Origin of the sequence: Cupriavidus sp. SHE (assembly GCF_000812445.1) — a bacterium.
GTDB classification, from domain to species: Bacteria; Pseudomonadota; Gammaproteobacteria; order Burkholderiales; family Burkholderiaceae; genus Cupriavidus; species Cupriavidus metallidurans.
Genome location: NZ_JWMB01000049.1, coordinates 167,461 through 190,680, shown reverse-complemented (window position 1 = coordinate 190,680; position 23,220 = coordinate 167,461). Strand labels below are relative to the sequence as shown.

General features: G+C 60.6%; 21 protein-coding genes. 10 read left to right on the top strand and 11 right to left on the bottom strand.

What is annotated here, in order from left to right:
• The coding region (locus tag RN01_RS23930; protein ID WP_039016777.1) for a DUF3300 domain-containing protein at positions 1-631 on the bottom strand (631 nt) is incomplete at its 3' end.
• 259 nt (positions 632-890) lie between these two features.
• On the opposite strand from RN01_RS23930, the gene RN01_RS23925 reads away from it, so the two are divergent.
• The 3 genes from RN01_RS23925 (at position 891) to RN01_RS23915 (ending at position 4,470) form a co-directional block, all read left to right on the top strand.
• Positions 891-1,787, top strand: coding sequence for a hypothetical protein (locus RN01_RS23925; RefSeq protein ID WP_017514530.1), 897 nt, complete (start codon positions 891-893; stop codon positions 1,785-1,787).
• A gap of 558 nt (positions 1,788-2,345) precedes the next feature.
• Positions 2,346-3,560 carry an MCP four helix bundle domain-containing protein gene (locus tag RN01_RS23920; protein WP_223277321.1) on the top strand — a complete coding sequence of 405 codons (1,215 nt, stop codon included), beginning with the start codon at positions 2,346-2,348 and terminating at the stop codon, positions 3,558-3,560.
• Positions 3,561-3,735: 175 nt separating this feature from the next.
• The gene (locus RN01_RS23915; protein WP_017515368.1) at positions 3,736-4,470 is read left to right on the top strand and encodes a helix-turn-helix domain-containing protein; all 735 of its coding nucleotides are present in this window, start codon (positions 3,736-3,738) and stop codon (positions 4,468-4,470) included.
• Between the two features lie 318 nt (positions 4,471-4,788).
• Here RN01_RS23915 and flhC read toward each other — a convergent pair whose 3' ends face one another.
• The 3 genes from flhC to RN01_RS23900 all read right to left on the bottom strand — a co-directional run bounded on the left by flhC (position 4,789) and on the right by RN01_RS23900 (position 7,893).
• A complete protein-coding gene (gene flhC / locus RN01_RS23910; protein ID WP_017515367.1) occupies positions 4,789-5,430 on the bottom strand; it encodes a flagellar transcriptional regulator FlhC in 642 nt (213 codons plus the stop codon).
• Between the two features lie 15 nt (positions 5,431-5,445).
• A complete protein-coding gene (flhD, locus tag RN01_RS23905; protein ID WP_017515366.1) occupies positions 5,446-5,763 on the bottom strand; it encodes a flagellar transcriptional regulator FlhD in 318 nt (105 codons plus the stop codon).
• A gap of 453 nt (positions 5,764-6,216) precedes the next feature.
• Positions 6,217-7,893, bottom strand: a complete 1,677-nt coding sequence (locus RN01_RS23900) for a diguanylate cyclase domain-containing protein (protein ID WP_223277320.1) — start codon at positions 7,891-7,893, stop codon at positions 6,217-6,219.
• 324 nt (positions 7,894-8,217) lie between these two features.
• Between RN01_RS23900 and RN01_RS34055 the strand changes: the two genes are divergently transcribed.
• The 5 genes from RN01_RS34055 (at position 8,218) to RN01_RS23875 (ending at position 15,411) form a co-directional block, all read left to right on the top strand.
• Positions 8,218-8,598, top strand: a complete 381-nt coding sequence (locus tag RN01_RS34055) for a hypothetical protein (RefSeq protein WP_128646750.1) — start codon at positions 8,218-8,220, stop codon at positions 8,596-8,598.
• Between the two features lie 228 nt (positions 8,599-8,826).
• Positions 8,827-10,359 carry an efflux transporter outer membrane subunit gene (locus tag RN01_RS23890; protein WP_051385294.1) on the top strand — a complete coding sequence of 511 codons (1,533 nt, stop codon included), beginning with the start codon at positions 8,827-8,829 and terminating at the stop codon, positions 10,357-10,359.
• Between the two features lie 12 nt (positions 10,360-10,371).
• Positions 10,372-11,439: an HlyD family secretion protein gene (locus tag RN01_RS23885; RefSeq protein WP_017514601.1), complete on the top strand. Its 1,068-nt coding sequence runs from the start codon at positions 10,372-10,374 to the stop codon at positions 11,437-11,439.
• Between the two features lie 10 nt (positions 11,440-11,449).
• Entirely contained in the window at positions 11,450-14,209 is a 2,760-nt protein-coding gene (gene rbbA / locus RN01_RS23880; RefSeq protein ID WP_017514602.1) for a ribosome-associated ATPase/putative transporter RbbA, read from the top strand.
• A 77-nt stretch (positions 14,210-14,286) separates the two neighbouring features.
• Positions 14,287-15,411 (top strand): ABC transporter permease, encoded by a 1,125-nt coding sequence (locus RN01_RS23875; RefSeq protein WP_024569734.1) that lies wholly within the window; start codon positions 14,287-14,289, stop codon positions 15,409-15,411.
• Between the two features lie 86 nt (positions 15,412-15,497).
• Here the strand turns inward: RN01_RS23875 and RN01_RS23870 are convergent, their stop codons facing one another.
• On the bottom strand, positions 15,498-16,733 hold the full coding sequence (locus RN01_RS23870) for an MFS transporter (RefSeq protein ID WP_029700157.1): 1,236 nt from the start codon (positions 16,731-16,733) through the stop codon (positions 15,498-15,500).
• A 290-nt stretch (positions 16,734-17,023) separates the two neighbouring features.
• Here RN01_RS23870 and RN01_RS23865 point away from each other — a divergent pair, with 290 nt between their 5' ends.
• Positions 17,024-18,166 carry a 3-deoxy-7-phosphoheptulonate synthase gene (locus RN01_RS23865; RefSeq protein WP_017514997.1) on the top strand — a complete coding sequence of 381 codons (1,143 nt, stop codon included), beginning with the start codon at positions 17,024-17,026 and terminating at the stop codon, positions 18,164-18,166.
• A gap of 96 nt (positions 18,167-18,262) precedes the next feature.
• Here the strand turns inward: RN01_RS23865 and RN01_RS23860 are convergent, their stop codons facing one another.
• The 6 genes from RN01_RS23860 to RN01_RS35080 form a co-directional block, all read right to left on the bottom strand.
• Complete coding sequence (locus tag RN01_RS23860; protein ID WP_017514998.1) at positions 18,263-19,078, bottom strand: DUF2145 domain-containing protein; 816 nt, start codon at positions 19,076-19,078, stop codon at positions 18,263-18,265.
• The gene (locus RN01_RS23855; protein ID WP_017514999.1) at positions 19,075-19,575 is read right to left on the bottom strand and encodes a hypothetical protein; all 501 of its coding nucleotides are present in this window, start codon (positions 19,573-19,575) and stop codon (positions 19,075-19,077) included. The genes RN01_RS23860 and RN01_RS23855 overlap by 4 nt, the downstream gene beginning before the upstream one ends.
• A 296-nt stretch (positions 19,576-19,871) precedes the next feature.
• Positions 19,872-20,267, bottom strand: a complete 396-nt coding sequence (locus RN01_RS23850; RefSeq protein ID WP_017515000.1) for a hypothetical protein — start codon at positions 20,265-20,267, stop codon at positions 19,872-19,874.
• Between the two features lie 653 nt (positions 20,268-20,920).
• Positions 20,921-21,361, bottom strand: a complete 441-nt coding sequence (locus tag RN01_RS23840) for a universal stress protein (RefSeq protein WP_017514867.1) — start codon at positions 21,359-21,361, stop codon at positions 20,921-20,923.
• Between the two features lie 47 nt (positions 21,362-21,408).
• A complete protein-coding gene (locus tag RN01_RS23835) occupies positions 21,409-21,840 on the bottom strand; it encodes a universal stress protein (protein ID WP_011516405.1) in 432 nt (143 codons plus the stop codon).
• A gap of 136 nt (positions 21,841-21,976) precedes the next feature.
• On the bottom strand, positions 21,977-22,186 hold the full coding sequence (locus tag RN01_RS35080) for a DUF3999 family protein (protein ID WP_128646672.1): 210 nt from the start codon (positions 22,184-22,186) through the stop codon (positions 21,977-21,979).
• 592 nt (positions 22,187-22,778) lie between these two features.
• Between RN01_RS35080 and RN01_RS23825 the strand changes: the two genes are divergently transcribed.
• Positions 22,779-23,219 (top strand): MaoC family dehydratase, encoded by a 441-nt coding sequence (locus tag RN01_RS23825; protein WP_017514865.1) that lies wholly within the window; start codon positions 22,779-22,781, stop codon positions 23,217-23,219.
• The last annotated feature ends 1 nt before the right edge of the window (position 23,220 follow it).

Below are 23,220 nucleotides of genomic sequence, written 5' to 3'. Positions count from 1 at the left end.
CCCCCCCCCCGCCATAGACGACGGTGGGGTTGTACGACGGGACGTAGATCACCTCCGGATTGGCCGGCTCGATCCGCACGATGGTCTGGGTGGTGCCTCCCCCACCAGTCGTGCCGCCGCTGGCCTGCGCTGGCGGCTCCACGATGACCTTTTGCTGTTCGTTGGATTTCAGGTTGCCGGACTGCTGGGCCTTGGCGCGCAGCCGTTGTACCGCCGCCATCACGTCCTTCTCCTGCGCCAGGAAAGCGTCGCCGAGCTTCTGGGTCCAGTCGAGCTTGTCGCTCATCGGCTCCAGCACCTGCGGAAACGCGACCAGCGATTTCACGCTGACATCCCACGGCTGGCTCTCGACCGCCTTGATGGCGGCATCCCCTTTGACGTTGGGGTTGGCCTTAACCCATCGCGCCGCCTGTACCACCTCGAGCGGATAGGTCGACGCCATCAGCGCCTGCGCCAGCACGGAGTCAGGATAAAGCGCGATCGGCGCGACCAGCGCTTCGAGCTCCTCTGGCTTGAATGACGCCGGGCCGGCGCTATTTTCCTGCGCCCAGGCGCTACCAATGCTTGCTAGGAAGCAAGCTATGATCCATGCTCCGATCCAACTGAGTCGTCGCACGCTGCAACGCGTCATGGCACCCTCCTGACACCGCATCGGTTTCGCCGGCACCGATGCCAACATGGTGATCTTATAGATGCCCCGTTTGCTGCCCGCAATGGAACCTTGGTCCAATACGCGAGCGAACGGACCAACGGTACGCTTCCGCCAGGTACAAGCCTTGCAGGACATCTCGGACGAACGTATGGACCGTGTCATGAAACGGCAACATCGACCCGGCATGTTCAGCGCCCTCGCGTGCAGGGGGGCGCTGCTTCTGGTAATGGCGACAGCCATGCCCGCCGCGCACGCCCAGGCGCAAATTTTCGGGCCCGGCGTGCAACGGCAGGCCAACGCCGTGCTGTCGCTGATGAGTTATTCGGTCGTGCCGGATCTGGCATCGAGTTCGCTGTCGATCAAAAGCGCCCAGACGGACAACCCCGGCATCGTCATGTCCCAGCTTGGTGGCGGCTTCACGATGAGCAAGACGTTTCCGCTCTATCTCGAAGGCTCGATCGCGTACAGCCGCTACGATCCGACCTTTGTATCGACGGACGGTGCGGACTCGCGCCGGCTTCCCACGCGCTGGAACACTTTTGCCGGAACGGTCGGTATTGGCTGGGATTTTCCGCTAACTGACGACAAGGAACTGGTGATCCGCCCGATCCTCAACGCTTCGCTGGGCAATGTATCGAGTGACCTCAAGCTTGCCACGGCGGTCGTCCAGCACGTGACGGACCGCGACATCAACTTCCTCAACGGCGGCACGCTGAATGCCTACGGCCTGGGTGGCGCGCTGATGCTGGACTGGGAACACTACCGGCCAGAGCACGACATTGATATCGAGCTCCGCTACACCAGCATCCACTTGCAGAGTTTCGGCGGTTCCGCGCCAGCGGTCCAAGGATCCGTTACCTCACAAACCGCAAATCTCTATGCGCGCTGGCGCGCCCCGACTGGTGTGATCGCGCTCGATCGCCCGCTTAGATACGTACTCGAACTGTCCCATTCCCATTACTTTGGTGCGCAGGCGGGAGTATTGGGATTCAACTACCTGACAACGCTGGGCGCGGGACTGGAACTGGATACCACCGCGCACGAGGTGTATGTGACACGTGTGCGGGCTGTCGTCCGATATGTGTTTGGCAATAATGTCTCTGGCGTTTCCCTCGGACTGGCGGCGAGCTTCTGAGGCGGATATCGCAAAACTCATCATTTGAGAGTTATTGCGATCGACTCTTCCTGCTTGCACCAATATGGTTATTACTGATCCATTTTGGTGCAGAAAACAAATCCCATAACTGTCATCGGACTTCGGTCTTGCGCTGAATGCCCGCGCTCACGCACGCCGTGATGCATTCAGATATTTCTCATTACCGCCGTCAAAACGGACGACGGCATACCATACCGTGTTTACGTCCGCCCTATGGCTGTGCACTTCTCGGCCAGTTTCATGTCATTAATGTGCGCTATTTGATGCACGGCGCGCCAAAATGTTGATCATAGTCAATAATCTACAACCATCATCTATCCCATTTATATAGGATTGAGTGTGAACTAAATTCAAATGCATTTTGCATCGCACAAATATCAGTGTCTCAAGAGGGGTGGCCGCAATCCGTAAGGCTTTAATGAAGTGGCCATCCTGGACCCCGCTGGCGCTCCTGGTCCTATTTCGCATCATGGGGTGTGGTTATATTTCCATACAAATGCAAGCGAAAGAAGGTTCGTTTTTCAGAAAATGAAGAATATGCTTATCAGCATCAAATCCAGGCTTATAGCGGGGTTCGCATTGTTTGCATTAATGCTGACCGGCGTTGGCGCATTTGGCTATTATGGTCTGTCCACGCTTGGTGAGCGCATCGAGGCACTCTACGCGTCCAATACCACACCACTTATTCGAGTGGCTTCGGTCAGGGCGCATTCCTTGCGCATACGTATGAATCTCTGGCGCGCGCAGGTCGAAGCTTCGCCGCAAGCCACCGCGCAGGCCGAGAAGGACATCGCGGCGTCACGCGCCGCCATCGAAGATGCCTGGGCGCGCTACTACCCGGACGGCATCACCTCGCCCCGCGAACGGGAACTTGCCACGCAGATCAATGCTGCACTGAAGGAAATCCTCCCGGAGAACGACAAGGTGCTGGCCCTGCTTCGTGCGGAAGACTATGTTGCGGCCAAGGAATACCAGGACGCCAACGTCGCCGTGCAAGCTGACCGCCTGAACGAGTTGATCGACAAGGCCATAAACGACAACGCCGCGCAGGCGGAAGCGGCCGTGAAGGAAAGCTCGGGCATAACGAAGACGATCCTGGTGATGGCCGCTTTGCTGATCGCCGCTGGCATCCTGTTTTCGCTGGTCATCGCCACCTTGCTGACGCGTGGGGTAAAGAAGCCGCTCGACAAAGCATTGCATACTGCCGCCGATGTCTCCAAAGGAAAGCTCGGCCAGCCTATCGTCGTCGATACCCAGGGCGAGTTTGGCCGCGCTATTGACGCCTTGAATTTGATGGATGAAAAGCTCTCCACCACCGCGGAGGAAGGGTCGCGCCAGGCTGGCGAGGTAGGCGCATCCATGCAGGAAGTCATCAGCGTGATCAACAAGATGTCGGACATTTTTGGAGAGATCGCCGCCACGTCCGATAAGCGAAGCCGTGGGGTTGCACAGAGTCACGTCGCGATCAGCCAGATTGACGCAGCCACGCAGCAGAACGCCGCGTTGGCAGAAGAGGCTGCGGCCGCCTCCCAGTCTCTTCAGGAACAGGCGCGGCGAATGAAGCAGGACATGATGCTCTTCCGTCTCGCGAACGATACCGGCGCCATCACCGTGCCTCGCGCCACCGTGCCAAAAGCCGGTGCGCGCGTCGTCAAGAAGGTTGCGAAAACCAATGTGATGAACCCATCCAGCCAGTTTGCGCTGGCCGCTCAGGAAGGCAAGTCAGGTCACGACGACTGGCAGACCTTCTGAGCTCACGCACGAGGGAGTTTCCTCTGCGGGTCCAAAGCAATAAAGCCGGGGGTGGCGTCAAGCACACGCCACCACCCAGGTGTCCGCCACCGCCTCTCGCCTTCCGGGTAGCCATCGCTGCCAACGGTCAGCAAGTTACGGAAACCGCGCCCCTCTCGCATCGCCTCACTTGAAAATGCCTCGCTGCTCTGCATGTACCTTCGCCAGCTTTTGCCTCCCGGGTGGATTGAATCGCCGCGACATCGATCGCCTGGACTCCGTCGTACATGGCCGAATCAGCCTGCATAAGGGCGAATCGCTCTATCGGCTGGGTGATCCCGTGAAATCCATCTATGCAATCCGTGTCGGCACATTGAAGAGTCAGGTTTCCACCCAGGATGGACGCGTACAGATCGTTGGGTTTCACCTTCCCGGCGAACTGGTCGGTCTCGACAGCCTGGTGTCCCCGCAATATATGTCTCACGCGGTGGCCCTCGAGGACGCCCGGCTCTGCCGCATCAATCTGACAGCGTTGCGCGATCTGGCTGTCGCGCTGCCCGGGCTGTACAACAACATCCTGCGGCTCATGGCAAACGAAGTCCGTCACGACCATGGCATGCTGAGAACGCTTGGGGTGCTCAATGCCGAGGAAAGGCTGATCGCGTTCCTTCTCAGTCTTTCCGCGCGGCTGTCCGCCAGGGGCTTCGCGGCAAGCGAGTTCCAACTGCGAATGACCCGGGAGGAGATCGGCAGCTATCTGGGCCTGAAACTCGAGACGATCAGCCGCCTGTTCTCCAGGCTTTCGGAGACGGGACTGATCACCGTACGACACCGCAGCGTGAAGCTCAACGATCTCAACGGACTACGCCTGATATATGAAGGATCGTCGGGCGCTCTGGCATCGTTCCAGAATGATTGTCTTACAAACTGAAATGATTCTTGATATTGACTTCGGCGCGATTAACCATGACATTCCGCGCCACCATTAATTTGAGCAAATGCAACATTTTAACGTTTATTTTTCTTGTTCCATTGGAAATAAACATACAATTGAAAATGTAGTCAGGTTTTCTCCCCATTGGACTTGGCTATATCCGCGTTTATGCCCCCCTCTGGAGGGCATTTTTTTGCTCAATGAGGAATATTGCGCGCAGACTTATTATTGGGATCTGAATATGAAGAATTGCAGCCTCCTCGTATATAGAGAAAGCTGCTAATAGTGAAACTGCCGGGGGGGGTAAAGCAGAACTCAGGGCTTCAGATTGCCCATCCTACGGAGGGATACGTCCTTCGGGCGATTCATCGCTGCGGGTTCGATGGATATCGTTTGCTGCAAGTCTTCTGGCACAACGAAGGGATTCGCTGACGTAGCCAGCTTTTTCCCCTTGGCTGCGCGTGGGGGCGGCGCGCACAATCCACAGACAAAGTTGGTCTGCAGGTCATACTTGTGCCTGACGAACGAACCGCCACAGCATTTGCATGTGGAACTGACCAACGTACCGGAGTCCAAAAACCTGAGCAGGGTCCAGGCTCGTGTAAAGCTCAACGTGAGTTCCTCGCCTGTCAGCGAGACGTGCTCCACGTACAGGCGATAGGCAGACACAATGCAGCGGATACGCGATTGCTTGCCTCGTGCCATCAGAAACCTGTAGGCGGACAGGAATAGCGATGCGTGCACATTCGGTCGCCATGTCAGGAACCACTCTGGCGAGGACGGCAATTGCCCCTTCGGCGGCGAGACACCTCGCAACTCCTTGTAGAGCCGGGTAAGACGGTCCCGCGATATCGCGACTTCGGACTCCAAAACCTGCAACCGCGCACCGAGTTCAACCAGCTCAACCGCCAGCCGGAACTCCTCTACTTCTCTGAGGACACTCTTTCGAGTCGTCATGTTCCTCCTGCATCGTCAGTTGATCGAGTCCAAGGGGTGCGCCGAGAGCAGAATAGCCATGTGCATCTGCTGGAGATCGTGTTGCGGCGATCCATTTGCAAGCGTTGCGAGCAGTGAATGGTTATCGAATCTGAAGGCGCAAAGAAGTATGTTGGTTCGCGCCAGCTTGACCAGCTGCGCGGAGCTCAACCCCCCAATGATCTCGGCCACTTCCTGACTGACACCTAGCCGGAACATGGCTTCCGCGTCATGCGCAAGAATCATGCGCTGGGCAAGCAAGAGATAAGAAAGATTGAAATCTGAAATGCTGATGACCCTGTCGTCTACTTCCATTTTTGGATTAATTACTATGTTGGTGGTGTTCCAATACTAGCCCACCAAAAGACCATGTCTTGGAAGATTGACGGCGAAGTTTGTGAATAATCAACATACGATAATCACATTCATATCAAGGCATCGTAATCATATTTATCGGAACATTATTTGATATAAATAGATGCCAATTTTGATGTCAATCAAAATCAATGTTTCTATGAAATTACATTGGCGCGTAGACTTTCATTAATATTGGCTGTCCTACGGGGGCATGGAATTTCAGTTCTAACCTGTCAATTTGCTTTCAGCCATGATTTACCCAGGGTAGTTTGCCGATACTCACTTGTGCGGCCAAATGCCTGATCCGGCTTGAGTTGCCCATGGCCGGGCCGTTGCGCTATTGCCTTCCCGTGGCTGAGGTTGTTCCTTGGCGGTCTGTATTGCCGCACGGCAATGGAGCCAGCTTTCCTGTTACAGCGTGGCCTCCGCACTTCCGATTGACGAGGCAAGACAGAACGCATCTTTTCCATTGCGCTTGGCGTGGTACATAGCCACATCCGCCTTTTTCAGCAGTTCTCCGGGTGTCAATGCATCCGTCGGGTACACGCTGATGCCAATGCTGGAGGTCACGAAAACCTGGTGTTCGCCGATCTGCCGCGCGGACCGGATCATCCGGAGAAGGCTCCGCGCCAGCATTGGGAGATGGTCCTGGTCCGCGATGCCTTCCAAAACGATGGCAAACTCATCGCCACCAATCCGTGCAACCGTGTCGGAATCGCGCACCGCGTTGTGGAGATCCCGCCCAATCAGGATGAGCAACTCATCGCCGACGCCATGCCCCAGCGTATCGTTGACGGCCTTGAATCCGTCCAGATCGAGGAACATGAGTGCAACCGGCTGTGGCATGCGCCTGGCACGGGCAAGCGCCTGGCTGAGGCGCTCGTCGAGCAGAAACCGGTTTGGCAGGCCTGTCAGCATGTCGTGGGTGGCAAGATAGCCAAGCCGCTCTTCGGTCTGTTGCCTATGCGTAATGTCAGTGCAGATGGCAGCAAAATGCGTGTACTCGCGGTTTGCCCCGCAAATGCCCGCAATCGACAACGACTCCAGGTACACGCCACCATCCTTGCGCCGATTCCACAGCTCGCCTTTCCACTGGCCCGCCTCTCTCAGCGCTTTCCAGAGTCCGCGATAAAACTCCTTCGTCTGTCGTCCGGAATTGAACATGCGAGGGTTGTTGCCGACCAGTTCGGCCTGGCTGTATCCCGTGAGGCGGCAAAATGCGGGGTTCACCTTTTCTATCGTCCCTTCCGCATTCGTAATCATGACCCCATCCAGGGTCATCTCGATGGCCTGGTCCGCCAGCCAGAGGTGATAGCGCGACTCCTCCATGGCGTCGTCACGCTGGCGAACCAGGTGCGTGAAGATAGCGATTGAAATCGTCGCGCCAGTCGCCAGCAGCACAAATGCGAAGGCGGTGGTGATGGCCACGCTCAGCATGGTGGCACTTTCCTGCCGAAGCGCGGCCGCCATGGCGACGTTCAGATCGACCTCGCTCGCGATCAGCGTATCCAGCTGATTCAGCGCCTCGACGTTCTGCTCCAGCCAGTCGCGCGTGTCATCGTGATCGCCGAATGAAATCCGCTCCAGCGAAGACCTGACGATTCCGTTGAACAAGGTCAGCCGATGCCCGATCTCGGTGGCAAGCACGTCCTCGTGCTGATTGTCTGGCGCATCCGCGCAATACCGGGCCCAAGCGTTGTCGATGGCCCTCAGATTCACATGTATGGCCGCGATGGCCTGGCGTTCCTCTTCGCGGCCGCGCAAGGCAACAAGCCGCCAGAGCAAGCGGCGGATGTCGGTCGCACGTGTCCTGATTTCTGCGAGCTCTTTGATCGGCGCGGTGTTGTGCTCGTAGATTGCCTTCACGTATCCGTCAAACCTCAGCATGACGAACGCGCTTCCGCCGATCAGTGCTGTCAGGGCGACGACCCCGGCAGCTATGGCTTTGATACCTCGACGCCTTAGCGGTTGGGCATATGATTCCATTCCCAATGACGAATGTGGCCAGCAGGCCTTGGGTGTTTCCACAAAGCCAGCGACGAATTGCAACAAGAACGTTGAAGTGTCGGCAGGATACTGGGACTTCACTGCCTCCCCAATCTTCCATGTTGATTCGCATCAATGCGAAGCCGGAATATGTATTGCAGGAGCTCGCGCAACATGGACGACGCCGGCGACACGCTGCCTTCGACGTCTCCGGCGAGCAACAACTTGCCGCGAATTGCCCACGGTCAATGTCGCAGACCCATATCTGGATCCGCAGGCCGTTATTAGCAACCGAAGCACGGCATCCCATCGGTTAAACACCAGACACCTCGAGTGTGGCCGTGCGTGGCGCGATGGCAGCGTAGGCTGCTATCGCGAGAGAGAGGCCTATCCGCACTTTCGCCGCCATGCAGGCGAACCTAATCCATGAAGATCAATATGAGTCGAAATCCACTGTCCGCCGCATTCGGCGTAACAACTCAGGCAAGATCCGAACTGACACCGCCCTGCACCACCCCCGAGACCCCAGGCTCAGGCGGCGCGCCCGCTGATCCGCTCGTTGCCATGATGAGCGATATCGGCGTACTGGGCGATGCGTCGCTGCATTACGGAGCCAGGCTGCTGGTTATTCGAGAGTTGCTCAGAGCCTTGTGCAGCCATCTGCCGACCGCGCTGCGGCCCGGAATCGCCAACGAACTGCGAGCCGGTACGGAGCGAATCCTCGCGCACGCCGACGAACGGCCCCTGCCGGACGCCTTCTACCACGCACTTCTGGACGAGATGAACCGATACCTCGAGTGCCTGTGAGGGAATGAAAGCCGTCTGCCACATGCCTGAATTCGGAATCGGGCGCAACCATAATGAGGAATTTATTTAATTCGCCAAATAAAAGATTCATGTCGTGAATCAAAGTCCCCACGTAGAGCTGCGATATTCTGGGGGAAACCCTGACGGGGCACTCCGTGTGCCCCATGCCCCCGGATTTTTTCACGGCGCGCCATGCGCGGTGATGCCTGCATGGAATGGCTACCACGCATGTCACTTGCCTTTGCCAGAGAGTTACTCATCAAGCGTCAAATCTCACGTCGCGGACCTGCCGCGGCACTGATAGTCGTCCCGATCCTGCTTGGCGGCTGCATCTCGATGGATCCCACCTACGAGCGTCCTGCGGCACCGGTGCGGACCACGTGGTCGCCAGATGCCGCGGCGCCGGCCATCGCGCCAGCCGCCACAATAGGCTGGCGCGAGTTCTACGCGGACCCCGAGCTTCAGGCACTGATCGGTCAAGCGCTCGACAACAACCGGGACTTGCGCATCGGCGCCGCGCGTGTCGCGCAATCGCTTGCTGCCTACGGCATTCAGCGGGCGGAGCAATACCCGTGGATCGGTGCATCCGCCGATGGAACCCGGGCTCGGGTACCCGGTGATCTGAATCTGACTGGTCGGCCTCTAATAAGCAGTCAATATCAAGTTGGCGTTGGACTCAGCACGTGGGAGATCGATTTCTGGGGACGTATTCGCAGTCTCAAGGACGCCGCCTTGCAGAACTATCTGGCGTCCGATGCTGCGCAACGGGCTGTCACGCTGTCGATCATCACGCAGGTGGCGCAGACGTATCTGGCCATTCGCGAGCTCGACGAACGGATCGCTCTGGCAAAGCAGACCACGGACACCCGGGCCGAATCGCTGCGTATCTTCACGCGCAGGGAACAAGTCGGTTCCGCATCCAAGCTGGAGCTGACAGAAGTCATCACCCTTTATCAGCAGGCCCGGGCACTGGTCACCCAACTCGAGCAGGACCGGGCCACGCAGTCTCATGCGCTGGAGGTTCTGGTGGGCGCGCCGGTCGACGTCAAGCCGGCCATCGGCCTGGTCAACGATGCCGAGCTGATGCGCCAGATCGACGCTGGCCTGCCATCCGAGCAGCTGGAGAACCGGCCCGACATCGTCTCGGCCGAGCACCAGTTGATGGCCGAGAACGCAAACATCGGCGCTGCGCGCGCGGCGTTCTTCCCGCGAGTGACGCTGACCGGTTTCGCCGGCACGGCCAGTGCGGACCTGGATGGCCTATTCCGTGGAGGCAGTGGCGTATGGTCCTTCGCCCCAAGCATTTCCATTCCGATCTTCCAGGGCGGACAGTTGCGTAGCAACCTCGACCTCGCGAAAGCGCGGCGCGTTGAGGCGGTAGCCCAATACGAAAAAACTATCCAGAATGCTTTCCGCGATGTGGCCGATGCTCTGAGCGCGCAGCGCTGGCTGGCCGAACAGGTCGATATTCTGCAACTCACACAGGCGGCCCAGGCCGAACGCCGGCGACTGGCGAAACTGCGGTACGACAACGGTGCCGCAGCCTTCCTCGAAGTCCTTGATGCCGAGCGCGATCTGCTTGCCATTGAGCAACAGGCCGTCCAATCGCGCCGCGCCCTGCTTGCCAGCCGCGTCAGCCTGTATGCAGCACTGGGCGGTGGCACAGCCGTCGCCTCGCCGCCGGAGGCGGCCGCTCCGGAAGGTGCGCCCGCCAGTGCAGCGCCTGACGCCAAGCCCTCCACACCTTCTACTGCTCGTTAACCAAGTCGGCCCATGAAGCTTCCTACCAACAAGCTCGTTCCCGCCCTGGTCGTGCTCGCTGTCGTCGCCGGCGGCTGGTACGCGTGGGATCGCCTGCGCGACAACGGCCCCGGCGAAGGTTTCGCGCGCGGCAACGGTCGCATCGAGGCCACCGAGGTCGATGTGGCGACCAAGCTCGCTGGCCGGGTCAGCGACATCCTCGTCTTTGAAGGCGATTTCGTGACGGCGGGCCAGCCACTGGCCCGGATGCAGATCACCACGCTCGAAGCCCAGCACGATGAAGCCGTGGCCCAGCATCAGCAGGCCATCAACGCAGCCGCGGCGGCTGTGGCGCAGGCTGCGGCGCGCAAGAGCGACAAGGCCACGTCGGAAGCGTTGGTCGGCCAGCGCGAGGCCGAGCTCGACGCGGCGCTCCGTCGGCGCGCCCGCTCCGAAACCTTGTCCAAGGAAGGCGCCTCGTCGATCCAGGAATTGGACGATGATCGCGCGCGTGAGCGCAGCGCCCAGGCGGCCGTTACCGCAGCCCGCGCCCAGGTCGCCGCCGCCCAGTCGGCCATCGAGGCCGCTCAGGCACAGGTAGTGGGCGCGCAGTCGACGGTCGCCGCCACGCAGGCCACCATCGCCCGCATCCGGGCCGATATCGACGACAGCGAGCTGAAGGCACCGCGCGATGGCCGGATCCAGTACCGCGTGGCGCAGCCAGGCGAAGTGCTCGGCGCCGGCGGCAAGGTACTGAACCTCGTGGATCTGTCGGATGTGTACATGACCTTCTTCCTGCCCGAAGCACAGGCCGGTCGGCTTGCCATCGGCCAGGACGCCCGGATCATTCTGGACGCCGCGCCGGAGTATGTGATTCCGGCAAAGATCTCCTTTGTCTCAAGCACCGCGCAATTCACGCCAAAGACCGTGGAAACGGAAAGCGAGCGCCAGAAGCTGATGTTCCGGGTTCGCGCCAAGATCGACCCGGATCTACTGCGCAAGCATCTGAAAGTGGTCAAGACGGGGTTGCCCGGCGTGGCATGGGTCAAGCTCGATGCCAAGGCAGAGTGGCCGGCATCGCTGACCACCAAGCTACCTTGAAGATCGCGTAATGAACGTCTCGACGGGTACGCACGAGCACGTTGCCGGAGTCGCGCACGTCACGCTGCGCTATGGCAAGACGGTTGCTCTCGACGACATCTCGCTGGAGTTTCCCGCGGGCTGCATGATCGGCGTGATCGGTCCCGATGGTGTTGGCAAGTCAAGCCTGCTGTCGCTGGTGGCCGGCGCACGGGCCGTGCAGGAAGGCACGGTCACCGCGCTCGGCGGCGACATGTCGCGCAAGGACCATCGCGACGCCGTCTGCCCACGCATCGCCTATATGCCGCAGGGGCTGGGCAAGAACCTCTACCCGACATTGTCGGTCGAGGAAAACCTGCAGTTCTTTGCCAGACTGTTCGGCCACGGTGCGGCCGAGCGGCGTCATCGCATCGACGACCTCACGCGCAGCACCGGTCTGCAGCCGTTCCTGGATCGCCCGGCCGGCAAACTCTCCGGCGGCATGAAGCAGAAGCTTGGCCTTTGCTGCGCGCTGATCCACGACCCCGACCTGCTGATTCTGGACGAGCCGACCACCGGCGTGGATCCCCTCGCACGCGCACAGTTCTGGGATTTGATCGCCCGCATTCGCCAGGATCGTCCGGGCATGAGCGTGATCGTCGCCACCGCCTATATGGATGAAGCGCAGCGCTTCGACTGGCTGGTGGCGATGGACAGTGGCAAGATCCTCGATACCGGGACGCCGGCAGAACTGCTGGCCCGCACGGGCGCCGCCGATCTCGAAGGCGCGTTCATCGGGTTGCTGCCCGAGGAAAAGAAGCGTGGCTACGAGCCCGTAGTGATCGCGCCGTTGGCCGTGGACGAAAACACCCCGATCGCCATCGAAGCGAAAGACCTGACGATGCGCTTCGGCGATTTCGTCGCGGTGGACCACGTGCAGTTCAAGATCCGGCGGGGCGAGATCTTTGGATTCCTCGGCTCCAATGGCTGCGGCAAGTCCACGACGATGAAGATGCTGACCGGTCTGCTGCCCGCCAGCGACGGACGCGCGTGGCTGTTCGGTCAGGAGGTGGATCCGCGCGATATCGACACCCGCCGCCGCGTGGGCTACATGTCGCAGGCGTTCTCGCTTTACACCGAACTCACGGTGCGCCAGAACCTGGTGCTTCACGCCCAGCTCTTTCACGTGCCTAGGGAGGACATCGAAGTCCGTGTGGGGGAAATGGCCCAGCGCTTCGGGCTGCAGGACGTGATGGAGAGCCTGCCCGACGGATTGCCGCTTGGTATGCGCCAGCGGCTTTCGCTGGCCGTGGCAATGGTGCACAAGCCCGAACTGCTGATCCTCGACGAGCCGACCTCCGGCGTCGATCCCGTGGCACGTGACAACTTCTGGCGGCTGTTGGTTGCGCTGTCCCGCGAGGACCATGTCACGATCTTCATCTCCACGCACTTCATGAACGAGGCCGCCCGCTGCGACCGCATCTCGCTGATGCACGCAGGCAAGGTGCTGGTCAGCGACCCGCCGGAGAAGATCGTCAGCGATTGCGGCGCGGATACGCTGGAAGCCGCGTTTATCGATTACCTCGTGGCAGCCGGTGGCGGCACGCAGGCGGCCACGGAAGACACGGAGGCCCCCGCGTCCCCGGTAGAGGCCCAGGCCGAGACCGAAGCAAAGAGCAAGCATCAGCCATTCTCGCTCGGTCGCATGTACAGCTACCTGTGGCGCGAGTCGCTGGAGCTTCAACGCGACCCGGTGCGCCTGACCCTGGCCATGCTGGGCTCCGTGATCCTGATGCTTGTAATGGGCTTCGGCATCAGCATGGACGTTGAGGATTTGACCTATGCGGTCCTCGACCGCGACCAGACCACATTGAGCGAGAACTACGCGCTCAATATCGCCGGCTCGCGCTACTTCGTCCAGAAGCCGCCACTCGAGAGCTATGCCGACATGGACGCGCGCCTGCGCAGCGGCAAGCTGGCCCTGGCTATCGAAATCCCGCCCGGCTTCGCGCGCGATGTGGCGCGTGGCAAGCAAGTCCAGATCGGCGCGTGGATCGACGGCGCCATGCCGACGCGGGCCGAAACCGTTCAGGGCTATGTCCAGGGTATGCACCAAGCCTGGCTGGCGGATCAGGCGCTACGGCGTTACGGTGTGCGGGCCACGTCGAATGTAGCGATCGAAACCCGCTTCCGCTATAACCCCGACGTCAAGAGCTTGCCGGCGATGGTGCCGGCCGTGATTCCGCTGCTACTGATGATGATGCCGGCGATGCTGACCGCCCTGTCGGTTGTGCGCGAAAAGGAACTCGGCTCCATCCTGAATCTGTACGTCACTCCCGTCACGCGTACCGAGTTCTTGCTGGGCAAGCAGATGCCGTATGTCGCCCTTGGGATGCTGAACTTCTTCCTGATGTCGTTCCTGGCGGTCACCCTGTTTGGGGTACCAGTGAAAGGCAACTTTCTGGCGCTGGTGCTGGCGGCGCTGATCTTCAACGTCGTGTCCACGGGCGTTGGCCTGTTCGCATCGACGTTCACCCGTAGCCAGATCGCCGCCCTCTTCTTCACGATGATCGGCACGATGATCCCGACCATACAGTTCTCGGGTCTCCTGACGCCGGTATCGTCGATGGAGGGTGCGGGCAAGGTGATCGGCGGCATCTATCCCGCCACGCACATGCTCATCATCAGCCGTGGCGTGTTCAACAAGGCGCTTGGCTTCTCCGATCTTTACGCTTCGTACTGGCCGATGCTGATCGCCATCCCCGTCATTCTCGGGTTGACGGTGGCACTGCTAGCCAAGCAGGACAAATGATGGACGCCGCGCCTAACGCCTCCGCCCCAGCAGCCCCAGCGGCCCCACCCGCTCGCGCCGATGCGCGACGCGGCACGCTGCGCCACCTGGCGAATATCTACCGGCTCGGCGTCAAGGAGCTCTGGAGCCTGGCGCGTGACCCGATCATGCTGGTGCTGATCATCTACACGTTCACGGCCTCGGTGTACACGGCCGCCACGGCCCAGCCAGATACGCTGCACATGGCGCCGATCGCCATTGTTGACGAGGACCATTCGCCGCTGTCGCAACAGATCGCTTCCGCCTTCTTCCCGCCGCAGTTCACCATGCCGCAGATGATCACGTCGTCGGAGGTCAACGCAGGCATGGATGCGGGCAACTACACGTTCGCGCTCAATATCCCACCGAATTTCCAGCGGGATGTCTTGGGCGGACGCTTCGCCGAGATTCAGCTCAACGTCGACGCCACGCGCATGAGCCAGGCATTTACTGGCAGCGGTTACATCCAGCAGATCGTCTCGGGCGAAATCCAGACGTTCGTGGACCGGTACCGCTCCACCACCCGGCTGCCCGTGGAACTGGCGCTGCGTGTGCGGTTCAACCCAACACTGACACTGGCGTGGTTCGGCGCGCTGAACCAGATCATCAACAACATCACCATGTTGTCGATCATCCTGACTGGCGCCGCGCTGATCCGCGAGCGTGAGCACGGCACGATCGAACACCTGCTGGTCATGCCCGTCACGCCGTCGGAAATCATGCTCAGCAAAGTCTGGTCGATGGGGCTGGTGGTATTGGTCGCCGCCGCCATGTCACTGATGTTGATCGTGCGTGGCGCCCTGCACGTGCCAATCGCCGGGTCGGAAACGCTCTTCCTGTGCGGCGCCGCGCTGCTCCTGTTCGCCACGACGTCGATGGGCATCTTCATGGCCACGCTGGCGCGCTCGATGCCGCAGTTCGGCATGCTGCTCGTGCTCGTGCTGATGCCGCTGCAGATGTTGTCCGGCGGGAATACGCCACGCGAAAGCATGCCGGAGATTGTCCAGTACATCATGCTGGCGGCGCCCACCACCCACTTCGTGGAACTCAGCCAGGCGATCCTGTTCCGTGGCGCGGGCCTTGAGGTCGTGTGGGTGCAGTTCGTCGCGCTGTTCGTGATCGGGGCGGCGTTTTTCGTGATATCGCTGCGGCGCTTCCGCAAGACGATCAGCCAGATGGCGTAAAGGAAGAAGCCGTCCGATGGACGGCGTTCCATCTACCGCCGATCTCGGACTCGACACCTCCGCGAGGCCGGCAACGCCGATATCCCCTACTCCGCCGCGGGCACCAGCCGTGGCGCCCTCGGCGTGGAAGCAAAAGCGAACACAACCTGGATCAGCCCGAGGGTCAAGCCAAGCGACGCACCGACCTTCCACGCCAGCGAGTAACTCTGCATCTGGTCGTAGAGCCAGCCACCACCGAAGGCGCCAATGAAACTCCCGATCTGATGGCTGAAGAACGCCACGCCGGCGATCATTGCCTGCCAGCGCAGACCAAACGTCTGGGCAATCCACCCCTGCACCAGCGGCGACACCCCAAGCCACAGAAAGCCCATGATCGCGGAGAACATCATCGTGGTTTCTGGTGTCGGCAGTGCGTGGAAGAACCAGATGAAGCCGATCGATCGGCAGATGTAGATGCCACCCAGCAATAGCAGCTTGTTGACCCTGCCGCCGGCCCATCCAAAGAACAGGCTTCCCAGAATATTGAATCCGCCGATCAGGCCGAGCGCCTTGGCGGACAACATCGGATCCATGCCGCAGACTTCCAGATACGCAGGCAGGTGCGTGGTCAGGAAGACCAGTTGCATACCGCATACCGTATAGGCGAGCGCCATGACAACGAACGGAGGGTGTCGCAGTGCGGTCATCAGGGCCTGGCGGCCGCTCTGCTCCGGCTGCGCCCGCGCCGCCGGCGCTTCCCTCACCTTGTCCGCGCGGCCCGCAAACCATGCGGCGGGCAACATCACGACCGCCAGCACTGCAAAGGCTGCCACGCCCATGCGCCAGCCCCATTCGCCGGTGATGCCCTGGCCCAGGGGCGCCGCGATCATCGCACCGATCGATCCCGAAGCAGACACCAGGCCCAGAATCATGCTTCGCACGTTCTGACTGACCGCGCTCGAAGCCGCGGCCATGGCCAAGGCTGTGCCCGTAGTGGCCATGGCCATGCCAATCAGCACACCAGCACCAATCACCACGGCCCACAAACCATTAGCCGTGGCCAGCAACACCAGTCCGATGAGATACAGCAACGATCCCCCCATCATCAGCGGACGAAAACCGGTCCGGACCGCCAGCGCGCCGGCGAATGGCTGTAGCAAGCCCCAGGTGAGGTTCTGCACCGCTACCGCGATGGTGAAGTCGCCCACCGTTATCCCGATGTCCCGCGTCAGCGGCGGCACGAAGATTCCGAGACTCTGACGCAGTCCCATGGCAAGGGACAGCATGACTGACGCGCCGATGAGAATCGGCAAGACGGGGCGCAGCGAGGATCGAGAGGACATATCGTGGTTCTATTTTGTGTCCTGCCTTGGTGAAGACAGGTTCGCCCATTCTCCATTAATTGCGCCGTCAAGGAAATGCTCCCGAACACCAGTGCTGGCCTGCCCTGCAGAAACCGGACGGGTCGTATGCCTGCCTAGTTCCTTTCGCGCCTCTCACGCCTTCCGCTCATTTAAAATCTCTCCCGATCTAGCCTGCGGTATCGCAATGACAGGTTTGCCGGGTTCCGCTACAAAGCCTGGTTGGCATCAGCCGCCGCACAATATTCCCCAGTTTCCCCCAGGAGTCAGCCATGAATGATCCACAAAAGTCCCCGCCCACCGTTGCCGAAGGCTGGCAGGCGCCGCCGGACCGCACCAGTGTGACGGACGATGCGCGCGTGGAGGACATCATCCCGCTGCCCCCGCCCGAGCACTTGATCCGTTTCTTCCCCATCCGTGGCACCCCCGTTGAATCGCTGGTCACCCAGACGCGCCAGCGCATCTCCCGCATTCTGCATGGCAGTGATGACCGGCTGCTCGTGATCATGGGCCCCTGCTCGATCCACGACCCGCAGGCCGCGCTCGACTACGCACGGCGTCTGGCGGCCGAACGCGAGCGCTACGCGGACTCGCTGGAAATCGTGATGCGGGTGTATTTCGAGAAGCCCCGCACCACGGTCGGCTGGAAGGGCCTGATCAACGACCCCTACCTGGACGAGAGCTATCGCATCGACGAAGGCCTGCGCATCGCGCGCAGCCTGCTGGTGGATATCAACCGCCTCGGGTTGCCGGCGGCCGGCGAGTTCCTGGACGTCATTTCGCCCCAGTACATCGGCGATCTGATCTGCTGGGGTGCGATTGGCGCCCGCACGACCGAAAGCCAGGTACACCGGGAACTGGCTTCGGGCGTCTCCGCGCCCATTGGCTTCAAGAATGGCACCGATGGAAACATCAAGATCGCGATCGATGCAATCCAGGCCGCATCGCGCCCGCACCACTTCCTTGGTGTGCACAAGAACGGCCAGGTCGCGACGGTCCATACCAAGGGCAATCCGGACTGCCACGTCATTCTTCGCGGCGGCAAGGCGCCCAACTACGATGCGGAGGCCGTCGCCGCAGCCTGCAAGGAACTGGAAGCGGCGCGGCTGCGCAATTCGTTGATGGTCGATTGCAGCCATGCCAACAGCAACAAGCAGCACCAACGCCAGATCGACGTCGCACGCGACGTGGCGCAGCAGGTCAGCGGCGGCAGCCAGTCGATCTTCGGCCTGATGGTCGAGAGCCATCTGGTACCCGGCGCCCAGAAGTTCACGCCCGGAGAGCACAACCCGTCGGGTCTGACTTATGGTCAGAGCATCACGGACGCCTGCATCGGGTGGGAGGACTCCGTGACGGTGCTGGAACTGCTGAGCGAGGCGGTGAATGTGCGGCGCGGGGTGAACAGGAAGGCTTAACCGGCCATCCAGACGGGAGATGACCGGTCGGGGCTTTCCAATGTCCATCTGACAATCGGCAAGCCTCGAGCGGAAATCTCTGTCAGCGATTAATGTCTAGCGCCGACCCGGAATCTCGAAGATGTCCCAGCCCTTTCGCTGGGTCTTGAGGAAGGTCTTGATCGATTCGACGGTCACGGTACGGATCCGGCCCGCAAACCGCAGGGAATCGGGGTGATCATCGAATGCCACGTTGGCCTTGAACATCCTTCCACCGAGTCGGGTCAGCGTGCCAAATTCCATTTCGGACGGCTTGTAGCCCGCCAACTCCAGCCACGCTTGTGCTTGCCCACGATCACGGATGGTGGCGTCGCGCGCGCTTGCAGCGGCCACGGTTTCGATGACCCAGCCGTTCGAATTCTGATAGCGCGTCGAGAATGGATATGCCACGAGACTGTAAAGCTCGTCATGGATGGCGCGCAGTGTCTGTCCGTCCGACAGACGCGAAAGTAGCGCCTTCGCTGTGTCTTCGGGCGGCACCATGACCAGAGTGTCGAACAGGAACAGGTCGTCCAGATAGAAGTTCCCGACACCCTCATACCAAAGATCCGACTGGTTCGTTCCACAGGTATTCAGCAGATGGGCGACGCGCCACGGTGCCCCGGGCGCGCTCCGATAGACGATGCCCACATGGCTGTACTTGAGTCCGTACTTGCTGAGGTCCTGCCCCACCCGACCCAGCAGCGCGACCTGCACGCCCCGGCGGTCCAGATCACCAGTCACCCGCTGAGCGGTTGCCATGGCCGTTTGCAGTACAGCCGGCGTGAGCGGGCTGTCATTACACGGCTGGCCGGCGAAGGCCTCCGGCGAGTTGGCCAGGCACAGGGCGGCAATCGCGCTGGCGGCTATGGCCGCGACACCTCTCGCTTTCATCTTGCTGCCCCTTGTTGAACAACGGGGCTCGTGCCCGGCACGCGCGAATGGTGCAATAGCGCCTCACCTGCCGCATTGGGCAGGAAGGCGAGGACCTTCCCCGATGCAACCAGTACCGTGCCAGTCGACTGTGCCACCACGTTGACCGTGGCACCGACGGAGAGTCCAACAGCCTCCACCGCGCCGCGCGTCACCTTCAAGGACGCCTTGCCAGCCTGCCTCGAACCCTCCAGCAGCACATCGAATGCGTCCTTTCCAGCCTCGGTGATGCCCGTGACAACGAGAACACTTCCCACCCCCGCGATCGAGACCAGCGCCGCGGCCGGATCGCTGCCTTCGGCACTCGCGGCGACACTGGCAGCCGGGCTGGCAATGATCGACAGTGTGCCAACGGAAATCTGCTCGGAGGGTGATTGATGGTTGACCGATTGAGCCAGTGAGATTGCGGGAAGACTGGCTGCGGCCAGAAGACAAATGAACGATCGGAGTGGCGTCATCAGGGAAACAAGAGGCGAAGAGGCGAAGAGGCGAAGAGGCGAAATTGCGGTCAAGGGCGCTCCAGGTGGAGTCCCGGCACAGGGTCGCTGCAGTAGCCGCCATGCTTCGCCAGACTGTCGGGGGCCGAGATGACTTCGGGATTCAGAGGCGGCACAAGCTGGCCGGAGAAATTCCTGGAAAGCCTTCACGGATGGGTCGCAAGGCAGGTGCGCCGCCGCATCGCGTCACGGGAGTCGTCCGTCACAACCCCATGAGACAGGAGAACAGGAAGACGGGCGAGACACGCCCTCAGCGCTTACGCATCCCCCTGCCCGTACACGGTCGTCATGTGACTGTCCAGCGATGCCAGCAGCACCGCATCCTTCATGTTCCCCAATGACGACGCGGCCATATAGCCTCGCATCTCGCTGGCACAGGCAATGGCAGCTTCCACCTCGCGCATCGCCAGGATTTCCGCCGTCATGCTTGCCGCCATTGCGTACAGCGCTTCGGGATCCGGTGCATGCGTGTCGCGCTGCCGCTGCCGGGCGAAGATGTCGCCGAACGACTCGAGCAGTTCGGCACATTTGAAACTGCCTCCCATCGTCGTGCTGTAGTACCAAAGCTGCTCATCGTCATCGACTTCCAGCTCGCCGCCGTTCCGGATGTGTTGCAACATGCTTTCGAGCGGCGCGAAGAGCTTGTCGAGCACCCACGGCTGCAAGCGTCCGGGGAGATGTGCCTCTGCCTGACGTGGACGATACGGCTTGCGGGGGCGGCTACTTTTTCCCATTCTCGTGCGGGCACGCCAGACGAATGACGACAAAGAGAATGACACTGAGAATTGCGAGCGCTCGCCCCATCTGCATGAAAAACTGCTGGAATTCGGCGGCTGTCATGCGTGCCCCCCAGTGATCTCCGGGACCGCAGGCGTCAGTGCGGGAGGCGATGCCAACGCCAATGGCAAGGCATCCGATTGCGCTCTGGCATTCGCTTCCAACAGCAGTGCCAACGCAGCCTTGCGCAGCAGACTGTCGGCCGGAAGAATCTCGGTGAGTGTCTTGAGTTGGCGAATAGCATCGTTCGCTTCGCTGCCAAGGCGCGAAGGTGGGGCTTGATGCGAAGGTACTTGGGACAGCACGACTGTTCCTGAAGAAAACCCGTATACCAACAGCAAGCGCAATTGGATAGGAACGGATGTTTCCCAAGTTCCGGCGGGAACGGTCACAATTGGCCGGCAAAGCGAACGTCTGCCTGACCTATCCGGGGCATGCAGTGCTGCCCAATGTCGATGCTGCCTACAGCAACGGCAAGGGTGTCAGCACAATATTGGCAATGAGCGGCCAGTCAGCATGCCCCAGACGTTCAATCCTCGAAATCGCTGCGCACCACCAGCACAGGGATCCTGGATTGCGTCAATACGCCCTCTGAAACGCTACCAAGCACCATACGCTTGATGCCGCGTCGGCCGTGCGTTCCCATTACGATCAGATCGGCCTCCCAGTCATTGGCTTCGCTGGTGATCGTGTCGGCAATCTGTCCTGCTGCCGACCCCGCCTCCTCAAGCAGCTCGGTGGAGTAGTGCAAGCCGTTAGCTTCCATCTTCGACCGGACATGTTCCAGTATCCGCTTGCCGATGGCCGCGGTTGCCGCCTCAGCGGGCGTCAAGGTGCTGCCAAGCGCCTGTGTGACAACAAATAATGCCTTGACCTCCGCCCTCATGGCTTTTGCTACGGTCACGGCCTGCGCAAGGGCAAGCTCGGCGGCATCACTATCATCAACAGCCAACAGGATTTTCTTGTACACGATGACCTCCTCCTCTTCTGTTTGTGGAATCGTCTGGCGAACTGCGTTTATCGGAACACGAGAACGGGGATCGTGCTATGGGAGAGCACGTCCTGCGTGACGCTGCCAAGCAGCAGTTTTCCCAACCCCTTTCGACCGTGCGACGCCATGAAAATGACGTCGCACTGCAGTTCATTGGCTTTCTCGATAATCCCAAGATGTGGTGCCGAGGCGGAGGACGTTTTTCCAATACACGGTACTCCCGCCAATGCGGCTGCGGCTTCAATCCGGGAGAGCTCCTCCCGGGCCGCACTTTCGAGCCTGCTCTCGACACTTCCGGTATCAACCGCCGCGCTCATCGAAATGGACAAGCGAGGCTCTTCCTTGCAAATGTATGGCGTCAGGCGGGCCCTGGTGCTACGGGCAAATTCAATGGCCGCCGATACAGCCTTGCGAGATTGGTCGGAACCGTCCACGGGCAGCAGGATGTGTTTGAACATAGAGGTCTTGGGTTGAGGGCGAATCGGTTTGCAAACGGCTGACCGATTGCCGAACTGGTGGCATTACCCTGCCTTCAGGCACGGGATACCGGCACGGCATGCGGGGAGCGTTTCTCGATTCGTAAACTGAATCGATTTAGTTACAGTATCCCCGTACCACCCCGGTCTCCTTGACTGGAGTCAACGTCTCGATGCCGGCCCTCTCCGACACGTGCTCCCACCGGGCCCGCGCATCTCGCCGCGACCAAAGCGTGGCCTTTGCGATGGTGTTGACTTGCGGCAGTCCCACGCGCACCTGCTCCACCCGGAAGCGGCCGGCGAGAAAATCCAGAGCATTGATAGCCATCAGAACGAACTGCCGCGATTTAGTGGCCTGCAGAGACGCCGGGGCGACATCTGGGTAATGCCACAAAACTCCTGGTCAATTCTGACTCCCCACGCGTTTGGCATTCAGACCAGAAACGTCTGAAATTAGGTGGACAACCCGCTGCCACGGGTAACGCGCCCTCCATTTCCATCGCTACGCATGGATGGCATGGCACGAAATGTCAACGCCCTGGCTGCTCATGCAAAGTCGATCGCCAGTTGCCCACCTATGCTGGGGCTCTTGAATCCATGTTCGGTTCATGCTTGAGCGCCCCCGTCAGCAACCCCGTCCACGACACACGCCGGGACATTCCGCATGTGAATGCCCCCGGATCGCCGATCGAAGTGCAGACCCTGCATCGCGGGGGATGAAGAACCGATCGTCCGTTAGTCCCCGGCACAGCCTGCACACGCGCTCCATGCACTGAAGATGGGGCACGCGCCCATTGAGGCGCGGGATCCGGCTACGCATCGACCACCCGTTGAACGATACGCGGCGCCGCGCGCGTCGGCGCGCGGGTATCGCCTGGATCTGGCGCCCGAACAGCTTTCAACACTATCAAGGAGACCTCGTGAACACCCTGAATGGCTATGACTACGAAGACCTGCAGCTTGGCATGACCGCAAGCTACGCCAAGACCATCACTGAAACCGATATCGAGTTGTTCGCGACGGCTTCCGGCGACAACAACGCCATCCATCTCGACGAAGACTTTGCGAAGACCACGCCGTTTGGCGGGCGCATCGCCCACGGGATGCTGACGGCCAGCGTGATCTCGGCAGCGTTGGCCAGTCGCCTGCCCGGCCCGGGATCGATCTACCTGAGCCAGAACCTGCGCTTCAGGGCCCCGGTGAAGCCTGGTGAAACCGTGAATGTGACGGTCACGGTCACGGATCTCCAACCGGAGAAACGGCGTGTCGCCCTCAGCACGGTCTGCATGGTCCAGGACAAGGTCGTGGTCGACGGTGACGCCCTGATCATGCCGACGTCAGCAAAACGACGCGAGCAATGAG

Excerpts from the sequence above, each read along its gene's own strand:
- RN01_RS23865 (WP_017514997.1), top strand. The coding sequence starts at position 17,024 with ATGAATGATCCACAAAAGTCCCCGCCCACCGTTGCCGAAGGCTGGCAG.
- RN01_RS34055 (WP_128646750.1), top strand. The coding sequence starts at position 8,218 with ATGAAGATCAATATGAGTCGAAATCCACTGTCCGCCGCATTCGGCGTA.
- RN01_RS23915 (WP_017515368.1), top strand. The coding sequence starts at position 3,736 with ATGCCTCGCTGCTCTGCATGTACCTTCGCCAGCTTTTGCCTCCCGGGT.
- RN01_RS23920 (WP_223277321.1), top strand. The coding sequence starts at position 2,346 with ATGCTTATCAGCATCAAATCCAGGCTTATAGCGGGGTTCGCATTGTTT.
- RN01_RS23885 (WP_017514601.1), top strand. The coding sequence starts at position 10,372 with ATGAAGCTTCCTACCAACAAGCTCGTTCCCGCCCTGGTCGTGCTCGCT.
- RN01_RS23835 (WP_011516405.1), bottom strand. The coding sequence starts at position 21,840 with ATGTTCAAACACATCCTGCTGCCCGTGGACGGTTCCGACCAATCTCGC.
- RN01_RS35080 (WP_128646672.1), bottom strand. The coding sequence starts at position 22,186 with ATGGCTATCAATGCTCTGGATTTTCTCGCCGGCCGCTTCCGGGTGGAG.
- rbbA (WP_017514602.1), top strand. The coding sequence starts at position 11,450 with ATGAACGTCTCGACGGGTACGCACGAGCACGTTGCCGGAGTCGCGCAC.
- RN01_RS23855 (WP_017514999.1), bottom strand. The coding sequence starts at position 19,575 with ATGACGCCACTCCGATCGTTCATTTGTCTTCTGGCCGCAGCCAGTCTT.
- RN01_RS23860 (WP_017514998.1), bottom strand. The coding sequence starts at position 19,078 with ATGAAAGCGAGAGGTGTCGCGGCCATAGCCGCCAGCGCGATTGCCGCC.
- flhD (WP_017515366.1), bottom strand. The coding sequence starts at position 5,763 with ATGGAAGTAGACGACAGGGTCATCAGCATTTCAGATTTCAATCTTTCT.
- flhC (WP_017515367.1), bottom strand. The coding sequence starts at position 5,430 with ATGACGACTCGAAAGAGTGTCCTCAGAGAAGTAGAGGAGTTCCGGCTG.
- RN01_RS23870 (WP_029700157.1), bottom strand. The coding sequence starts at position 16,733 with ATGTCCTCTCGATCCTCGCTGCGCCCCGTCTTGCCGATTCTCATCGGC.
- RN01_RS23890 (WP_051385294.1), top strand. The coding sequence starts at position 8,827 with ATGTCACTTGCCTTTGCCAGAGAGTTACTCATCAAGCGTCAAATCTCA.
- RN01_RS23925 (WP_017514530.1), top strand. The coding sequence starts at position 891 with ATGCCCGCCGCGCACGCCCAGGCGCAAATTTTCGGGCCCGGCGTGCAA.